This is a genomic window from Streptomyces javensis (assembly GCF_039525925.1).
Taxonomy (GTDB): domain Bacteria; phylum Actinomycetota; class Actinomycetes; order Streptomycetales; family Streptomycetaceae; genus Streptomyces; species Streptomyces asiaticus.
In genome coordinates this window covers 46,274-54,890 of the sequence record NZ_BAAAIF010000070.1, presented here as the reverse complement: position 1 = coordinate 54,890, position 8,617 = coordinate 46,274, and the positions used below count along the sequence as shown (strand labels likewise).

The window sequence follows — 8,617 nt, the reverse complement described above, 5'->3', positions numbered from 1 at the left end:
CCCGTGGTGCCGGGTGCGCGGCCGACGGCCGCCGGGGGCGGCGGAGGCGACGCCCGTATGGCGTCCGACGGCGCCCCGGCCGCGCCCGAGCCCGTGGTCGCCGCCGCCGGTGGGGCGTCCGCGTCGGCCGTCTCCGCGCGGGTGCCGCAGCCCGCCGGGGGAGAGGCAGCCGTAGCAGGGGCGGCGTCCGGCAGCGAGCCGGGCGGGACGGACGCTGCCGTCGAAGCATTGCCGCGGGTGGCGGACTTGGTGGCCGGGCCCGCCGCGCTGCTGCCCGCCGTAAGGCGTTTGCTCGACGGCATGGTGGTGGTCGGGACCCTGGAGGAGGCCGAGGAACTGCTCGCGCGGCGGCCGGAGTTGACGGCCGTGACCGCCGAGGGCGATCTGCTCGGAGCGCACTTCGCGCAGGGCGGGTCCGCCGGGGCGCCCACGCTGCTGGAGGTGCAGGCGTCCGTCGACGAGGCCGCGGCGGAGCTCGAGCGGCTGGCCGTACGGTGCGAGGAGCTGGCCGGAGCGCAGCGCGCGGCGCAGGAGCGGCGGGCCGAGTGCCTGGCGCTCGTCGAGGAGTTCGCGGGCCGCCGGAGCGCGGCGGACCGGGAGAAGTCGCGGGTCGCGCAGTCGCTGGGCCGACTGGCCGGGCAGGCGCGCGGGGCCGCCGGGGAGGCCGAGCGGAGCACCGCGGCCGTCGCCAGGGCCGAGGAGGCGCTGGAGCGGGCGACCGAGGAGGCCGAGGAGCTCGCCGAGCGGCTGGCCGTGGCGGAGGAGGAGCCGGGCGAGGAGGAGCCCGACACCTCTGTACGCGACCGACTGGCGGCCGACGGCGCGAACGCCCGGCAGACCGAGATGGAGGCGCGGCTCCAGGTCCGTACGCATGAGGAGCGCGTCAAGGGGCTCGCGGGGCGGGCCGACGCGCTCGACCGGGGCGCGCGCGCCGAGCGCGAGGCCCGGGCGCGCGCCGAGCAGCGGCGCGCCCGGCTGCGCCATGAGGCCGAGGTGGCCTCGGCCGTGGCCGCCGGCGCCCGCCAACTGCTGGCGCATGTCGAGGTGTCGCTGGTGCGGGCCGAGCGGGAGCGGGACGCGGCGGAGCGGGCCAAGGCCGAGCGCGAGCGGGAGCTTGACGCCGCTCGCGGCCAGGGGCGTGACCTCAAGGGCGAGCTGGACAAGCTGACCGACTCGGTGCACCGGGGCGAGGTGCTGGGCGCCGAGAAGCGGATGCGGATCGAGCAGCTGGAGACCAAGGCGCTGGAGGAGCTGGGCGTCGAACCGGCCGGGCTGATCGCCGAATACGGCCCCGACCAGCTCGTCCCGCCGTCCCCGCCCGCCGAGGGCGAGGTGCTGCCGGAGGATCCCGAGCATCCGCGCAACCAGCCGGTGCGGTACGTGAGGGCGCAGCAGGAGAAGCGGCTGAAGGCCGCGGAGCGCGCGTACCAGCAGCTCGGCAAGGTCAATCCGCTGGCGCTCGAGGAGTTCGCGGCGCTGGAGGAGCGGCATCAGTTCCTGAGCGAGCAGCTGGAGGACCTCAAGAAGACCCGGGCCGATCTCCTCCAGGTGGTCAAGGAGGTCGACGAGCGGGTCGAGCAGGTCTTCACGAAGGCGTACCGGGACACCGCACGCGAGTTCGAGGGCGTCTTCTCGCGGCTGTTCCCCGGCGGGGAGGGCCGGCTGGTGCTGACCGACCCCGAGAACATGCTGACCACGGGCGTGGACGTGGAGGCCCGGCCGCCGGGCAAGAAGGTCAAGCGGCTGTCGCTGCTCTCGGGCGGTGAGCGCTCGCTGACCGCCGTGGCCCTGCTGGTGTCGATCTTCAAGGCGCGGCCGAGCCCGTTCTATGTGATGGACGAGGTCGAGGCGGCGCTCGACGACACCAATCTCCAGCGGCTGATCCGGATCATGCAGGAGCTCCAGGAGGCTTCCCAGCTGATCGTGATCACCCACCAGAAGCGGACGATGGAGGTCGCCGACGCGCTGTACGGCGTCTCCATGCAGGGTGACGGCGTCTCGAAGGTCATCAGCCAGCGCTTGCGGTGACCGATTCAATACTTGAAGTCAAGACTTGCTCCCGCGTGTCGGCATGCTGGAGCGATTTCTTCGTCACACCCTATTGACTTCGAAACTTGAAGGAATAGTCTCTGCAACGTTGCTTTTACCTTCAAGTGGTGGTCGACGCCTCAGCAGCGACCGCTGGAAGGGTCAGCCGTCCCCCCACGTCCGGCGCCGTTGCCGGGCGGGCGTCAGGAGTTCACGTTGTCCACCACCGTGCAGGCACAGGGAGCCGAGGGCCGCAAGGCCCAGCCGGACCACCTCGGCCACGTCATCTTCATCACCGCAGCCGCCGCGATGGGCGGCTTTCTCTTCGGCTACGACAGCTCGGTGATCAACGGAGCGGTCGAAGCCATCCGCGGCAAGTACGACATCGGCTCCGCGGCCCTCGCCCAGGTCGTGGCCATCGCCCTGATCGGCTCGGCCATCGGCGCCGCCACCGCGGGGCGGATAGCCGACCGCATCGGCCGGATCCGCGTCATGCAGATCGCCGCCGGTCTCTTCACGATCAGCGCGGTCGGCTCGGCGCTGCCCTTCTCGCTGTGGGACCTGGCCTTCTGGCGGGTGCTCGGCGGCGTCGGCATCGGCATGGCCTCGGTGATCGGCCCGGCCTACATCGCCGAGGTCGCCCCGCCCGCCTACCGCGGCCGGCTCGCCTCGTTCCAGCAGGCCGCGATCGTCGTCGGCATCGCCATCTCCCAGCTCGTCAACTGGGGCATCCTCAACCTCGCCGACGGCGACCAGCGCGGACAGATCGCCGGCCTGGAGGCCTGGCAGTGGATGCTCGGCGTCATGGTCATCCCCGCCGTCCTCTACGGGCTGCTGTCCTTCGCCATCCCCGAGTCGCCCCGCTTCCTGATCTCCGTCGGCCGCACCGCCCAGGCCAAGCAGGTGCTGGAGGAGGTCGAGGGCAAGACCGTGGACCTCGATGTGCGGGTCACCGAGATCGACCGGGCCATGCGCAGTGAGGAGAAGTCGACCTTCAAGGACCTCCTCGGCGGCCGGTTCGGCCTGCTGCCCATCGTCTGGATCGGCGTCGGGCTCTCGGTCTTCCAGCAGCTCGTCGGCATCAACGTGGCGTTCTACTACTCCTCGACGCTGTGGCAGTCCGTCGGCGTCGACCCGAGCAGCTCGTTCTTCTACTCCTTCACCACGTCGATCATCAACATCCTCGGCACCGTGATCGCGATGATCTTCGTCGACCGGATCGGCCGCAAGCCGCTCGCGCTCATCGGCTCCGTGGGCATGGCCATCTCCCTCGCCCTGGTGGCCTGGGCGTTCTCGGCGCATCTGGTGGACGGCAAGCTGCCGCACACGGAGGGTGTCCTGGCGCTGATCGCGGCCCACTCCTTCGTGCTCTTCTTCGCCCTCTCGTGGGGCGTGGTGGTCTGGGTCCTGCTCGGCGAGATGTTCCCGAACAAGATCCGCGCCGCCGCCCTCGGTGTCGCCGCCTCGGCTCAGTGGATCGCCAACTGGGCCATCACCGCGAGCTTCCCGAGCCTTTCGGACTGGAACCTGTCGGGTACGTACATCATGTACACGGCCTTCGCCCTGCTCTCGATCCCGTTCATCCTCAAGTGGGTGCCGGAGACCAAGGGCAAGGCGTTGGAGGAGATGGGCTAAATCCCCCCGCCGCCCACTCCTCGCACAGGAGAACTGCCCCGCCTCAGTCCTTGAGGCGGGGCAGCACTCGTTCCGCGAACAGCCGCAGGGACCGCCAGCCCTCCTCGACCGGCATCCCGCCGCACAGCGGATGGAGCACCAGGCTCGCCAGCTCGCCGCCCTCCTCCGCCAGCGCCACGCACTCCTCCGGGGTGATGACGCGGTAGACGCCCTCCCGGCGCAGCGCCGCCACGTCCTCGGCTCGTGAACGCACCGCCGAGCGCACCGTGCCCTGCTGCCAGGAGGCGTACCTGCGCGCCTCGTACAGCAGATGGGTGCCGTACTCCTCCCAGGCCCGGTCCGGGTCCTCGGACAGATGCAGCAGCGGGGTGGCCGCCGGGGGCATCAGGCACCAGCCCTCGGTGCCGTACTCCTCCCGCCGCGCGTGGTAGTACGCCTCCAGCTCCGGCAGATGCGCGCTCGGGAAGAACGGCAGGCCCAGGCGGGCCGCGCGGCGGGCCGCCGCCTGGGAACTGCCGCCGATCAGCAGCGGCGGATGCGGGCGGGTGTACGGGCGCGGGGTGATCCGGACGGTGCGGCCCCGGTATGCGAAGGGCTCGCCCGTCCAGGCCGCGAGCAGCGTCTCCAGGGCCTCGTCCTGGAGCGCGCCGCGCCGCTTCCAGTCCGTGCCCAGGGCCGCGTACTCCTCCGGCCGGTAGCCGATCCCGGCCACCGTGATCAGCCGTCCGCCGCTGGCCAGATCCAGCACGGCGAGGTCCTCGGCGAGCCGCAGCGGGTCGTACAGCGGCGCGATCAGCGCCGAGACGGTGACGGTGATCCGGCGGGTGGCGCCCAGCAGCGTGCCCGCGAAGGCCAGCGGGGCGGGCAGCCAGTTGTCGGTGGAGCCGTGGTGCTCCTCGGTCTGGAGGGTGGAGACGCCCCGCTCATCGGCGAAGGCCGCCATCTCCAGCGCGGCGCGGTACCGCTCGGACAGGCCGCGCGGGGTCGCGTCGGGATCGACGAGGTTGAGGCGTACGACCGTGACGGGCATGGCGGATGTCCTCCTTCGTCATGGGACGCGGCAGCCGGACCGTAGCTGACGGACCGTCAAATAGCCACCTCCATGGCCCGTTCGGCCCACCGCACGGGCACGGCCGGGGCGGATGACTCATGTGCCTGGGACGCGGGGCGGCCGATGGTGAGGGTCGGCCCGCCCCATGGGCCGCAGCCCGCATACGCCAACTCTGGAGGGGCGCGTGACGATCAGCACGGGGGAATCGCTCATCACCGCGGCCGACATCGACGACCTCATCACCCGGGTCCGGCGGACCGCCGGCGACCCCGGGCCCCTGGAATCCGCCAAGGCCACGCTCTTCTCCGGTGAGGGCGACGGCCCCGGCGCCGGTACCGGCCCCGACCCCGAGGCGGCGCGGCTCATCCGGCAGCGACTGCTGGTGACCGCCCTCCGCCACGGGGGCGCGCTGCTGGCCAAGCTGCTCAGCCGGCTCAGCCCCCGCGAGACCGCGATGGTGCGCCGCTACGCCCACCGGCTCGCGAACTTCCTCGACACGCTGGAGGTCTGGGCGGCGCAGCCCATCGTGCTCGCCCTGATGCGCATCGGACTGCCTTACGGCGAGGCGGAGACGATCGCGGTCGCCGTACTGCTGCTCGTGGGGTGAGCGCCCGATCCCGCCGCCGATGGAAACGGGGGTGCTAGGGGGTCACCGGTTCGGGTGGGCCGGGGCATCCGCGCACTTCACGGCCGCGGCGGCGGGTAGTGCTCGGGGCGAGACACAAGGAGAACGACCATGCGCCCTACCCGAATCCGCACGGCGATCGCCCTCGGCCTGAGCGCCGGGGCCGTCGTGTGGACCGCGGCCGCCTCCCCCGCCACCGCCTCCTCCCACCCCGCCACCTCCGCCGACACCGACTGGCGGGAGGCGGGCCACTACGACACCACCGCGGCCTGCAAGCGCGCCGGCAAGACCGGAGTCGAACGGCACAAGTGGGCCGAGTACAAATGCCGCCCCGGCCGTAACGACAACTACGTCACGCTGTGGGTCAGAGGCGGCGGCCCCGGCGCGGCGCGCGCCCTGACCGCCTGGCCCGCCGCCGGTTGAGATGCGACAGGCCGCACTGCCGAAGGACCGCGCCGTGCGCGCCGCGGGCGGGGTATCGGCGCTGATCGTGGTGGTCCTGGCCGGATGGGTGGCCGGGCTGCTGCGGGTCAACGACGAGTGGCTCGCGCTCGCCTATCCCCATCCCCGGGGCGCCACCGTGCTGACCAGGGTCGCCGTCGGCGTCCCGGTCCTGGGCGTCGGCGTGCTGCTGCTCGCCGAGCGCTCGGCCCGGCGCTACGGCGGCGTCCTGCTGGTGGCCGGCGGCCTGTGGCTGCTGCCCTCGGCCGCCGCCGGGCTGCTGGGCCTCGCCGACCTGGGCACCACGGGCGCCGTGCTGTCCCTGCTGCTCGCCGCCGCCAAGATGGCCTGCCGCCCGCTGACCGTACTGCTGCTGCCGCTGTGGCTGTTCCCCCGGGGCGGGCGCCGGCGGTGGCAGTGGTGGGTGATCAGCCTGGGCGCGTCCGGCTACTGGCTGGGGTACGCGGGGCTGTGGCTGATCAGCGAGCCCCGGGTGGGCTCCGTCGCCAATCCGGCGTTCGCCACCGCCAGCGGCCAGTGGGCCTTCGACCACCTCGACGCCTACGCCGAGGCCGAACCCTGGGTGCTGCGCAGCGTCGCCGCGGCCGTGACCGCCGCCCTGTGCTGCCGCACCGCCCGCTCGCGCGGCGCCGAGCGGCGCGACTGGGCGCTGCTGGCCGCCGCCTACCCCGCCTGTGTCTCGCTCCTGCTGTCCCAGTGGGGCGAGGGCGTACCCACGATCGTGGCCCGTACGGTGGGCAGCGCCGTATGGGCCGCCGCGATCTGTCTCGGCGTCGCCCGCACCGGCATATGGCGGCTGGACCGCTCCACCAGCCACCGCCTCGCCCGCGCCTTCGTGCTCACCTCGCTGGCCGCCGTGGTGGTCTGCGCGGTCGTCGCCGTCCAGGCCGGACTCCCCTCCGTGCGCAGCGGGGCCACGACCGTCACCGCCGGATCCGCCCTGGTGCTGGGCTGGGGGCTGCGGCCCAGCGCCCGCAAGCTCACCCTCTGCGTCGAGCGCGCCTTCTACGGGCCCCGGGCCCGCCCGCACGAAGCCGTGAGCGCCCTCGCCGTACGGCTGCAACAGGCCCCGCACCCGGGCGAGGTGCCCCAGCAGATCTGCCGCAGCGCCGTGGAGGACCTCGGCGTCTCGGGCGCGGCCGTCAGCGTCGACACCCGCGCCGGGCCCCGGCGGCTGGCCGCCGCGGGGGCCCCGCTGACCGGCCCGGTCCAGACGTTTCTGCTGCGCCACCACGGCCGCACCGTCGGCCGGTTGGAGGTCTCCCGCGACGGCTCCGGCACCCCGGCCGAACGCGACAGCGGACTGCTCTCCCTCCTCGCCGACCAGGCCGCACCCGCGCTCGCCGCGCTGCGTCTGGCCGAGGAGGCCCAGGCCGCCCGCGAGCGCCTGGTGCTCGCCCGCGAACAGGAGCGCCGCCGGCTGCGCCGGGAGATCCACGACGGACTCGGCCCCCAACTGGCCGCCGTAAGGCTGCGTCTGGACATCGCGCAGACCTCCTGCCCGCCCGGCCACCCCGCCACCCCGCAACTGTGCGAGGCCGCCGAGACGCTCGCCGAGGCCCTGGTCGAGGTGCGGCGGATCACCGCGGGCCTGGCCCCGGCCGCGCTGGCCGAGCGCGGACTGGCCGGCGCGGTCCGCGACCTGGCGCACCGGCTGGGCGTCGACGGCCTGCGCGTCAGCGTGGCCAGCCGCCCCGCCGCCCTGCCCCCGCTGTCGCCCGGCGTGGAGACGGCCGCGTACCGGATCGCGGCGGAGTCGCTGACCAACGCCGTGCGGCACGCCCGGGCACGTCAGGTGAGCGTCGAGCTGACCACGGGCCCGGACACCCTCGAGGTCAAGGTCACCGACGACGGCAGCGGCCTGCGCGAGACCGCGGTGCCCGGCGTCGGCCTCGCCTCGGTCACCGAACGGGCCGAGGAGATCGGCGGCTCCTGCTCGGTGACCGGATCGGCGACCGGCACGGTGGTCCACGCGGTGCTGCCCCTCGCCGGACCGGGCGAACACGGCAACCCGGAGGAACACCGGAAACCCACGGGCCACGAGGCCTGCCGGGCCCTCATCGCGTCGAGGACGTCCGAGCACACGGCGGCGAAACCCAGGGAGAGGACGGCGCGGTGACAGCGGTCGTGGAAACTCCGCAGTGGCGGGTACTGCTGGTGGACGATCATCCCCTCTTCCGGGAGGGCCTGGCCGCCGCCGTCAATCTCGATGACGCGTTCACCGTCGTCGGCCAGGCGGCCTGCGCGGACGGGGCGATGGCAGAGGCCGTGCGCACCGGTCCGGACCTGGTGATGATGGATCTCGCGCTGCCGGGCCGGTCCGGTCTCGAGGCGACCCGGCGGATCCTGTGCGATCACCCCGATATCCGGGTGCTGGTCATGACGATGTCCGAGGACGACGACAGTCTGCTGGCCGCCGTGCGCGCCGGGGCCCGCGGCTATCTCCTCAAGGGCGCGGGCCGGGACGAGATCCTGCGGGCGCTGCACACCGTGGCGCGCGGTGGCGCGGTCTTCAGCCCGCGGATGGCCGAGCGGCTCGGGGCGCTGGTCGGCGCGTCGGGCTCGGCGTCCGCGAAGGAGGCGTTCCCGACGCTGACCGCCCGGGAGCTGGAGGTGCTGGACCTGCTCGCGGCCGGGCTCGGCTATCGCCAGATCGCCCAGCGGCTGGTGGTGACGGACAAGACGGTGCGCAACCACGTCGGATCGATCTTCGCCAAGCTCCAGGTGCGCGACCGCGCCCAGGCGATCGTGCGCGCCCGGCAGGCCGGGCTGGGAGGCGAATGACTCGCTCCCCCTCGTGGCTGATACTGGGGGGC

7 protein-coding genes are annotated in these 8,617 nt (G+C 73.5%); 6 read left to right on the top strand and 1 reads right to left on the bottom strand.

What is annotated here, in order from left to right; genetic code table 11:
- On the top strand, nt 1–2,028 hold a 2,028-nt coding region (locus ABD329_RS38975; protein WP_344317615.1), incomplete at its 5' end, for an AAA family ATPase.
- A gap of 216 nt (nt 2,029–2,244) precedes the next feature.
- Nucleotides 2,245–3,663 (top strand): sugar porter family MFS transporter, encoded by a 1,419-nt coding sequence (locus tag ABD329_RS38970; RefSeq protein ID WP_198277448.1) that lies wholly within the window; start codon nt 2,245–2,247, stop codon nt 3,661–3,663.
- A gap of 43 nt (nt 3,664–3,706) precedes the next feature.
- Here the strand turns inward: ABD329_RS38970 and ABD329_RS38965 are convergent, their stop codons facing one another.
- Entirely contained in the window at nt 3,707–4,693 is a 987-nt protein-coding gene (locus ABD329_RS38965; protein WP_198277447.1) for an LLM class flavin-dependent oxidoreductase, read from the bottom strand.
- A 205-nt stretch (nt 4,694–4,898) separates the two neighbouring features.
- On the opposite strand from ABD329_RS38965, the gene ABD329_RS38960 reads away from it, so the two are divergent.
- The 4 genes from ABD329_RS38960 to ABD329_RS38945 all read left to right on the top strand — a co-directional run bounded on the left by ABD329_RS38960 (nt 4,899) and on the right by ABD329_RS38945 (nt 8,585).
- Nucleotides 4,899–5,321 carry a hypothetical protein gene (locus tag ABD329_RS38960; protein ID WP_198277446.1) on the top strand — a complete coding sequence of 141 codons (423 nt, stop codon included), beginning with the start codon at nt 4,899–4,901 and terminating at the stop codon, nt 5,319–5,321.
- Between the two features lie 129 nt (nt 5,322–5,450).
- Complete coding sequence (locus tag ABD329_RS38955; RefSeq protein WP_344317613.1) at nt 5,451–5,762, top strand: hypothetical protein; 312 nt, start codon at nt 5,451–5,453, stop codon at nt 5,760–5,762.
- Nucleotide 5,763: 1 nt separating this feature from the next.
- Nucleotides 5,764–7,920: a sensor histidine kinase gene (locus ABD329_RS38950; RefSeq protein ID WP_214665644.1), complete on the top strand. Its 2,157-nt coding sequence runs from the start codon at nt 5,764–5,766 to the stop codon at nt 7,918–7,920.
- A complete protein-coding gene (locus ABD329_RS38945; RefSeq protein ID WP_309142924.1) occupies nt 7,917–8,585 on the top strand; it encodes a response regulator in 669 nt (222 codons plus the stop codon). The genes ABD329_RS38950 and ABD329_RS38945 overlap by 4 nt, the downstream gene beginning before the upstream one ends.
- Nucleotides 8,586–8,617 lie beyond the last annotated feature (32 nt).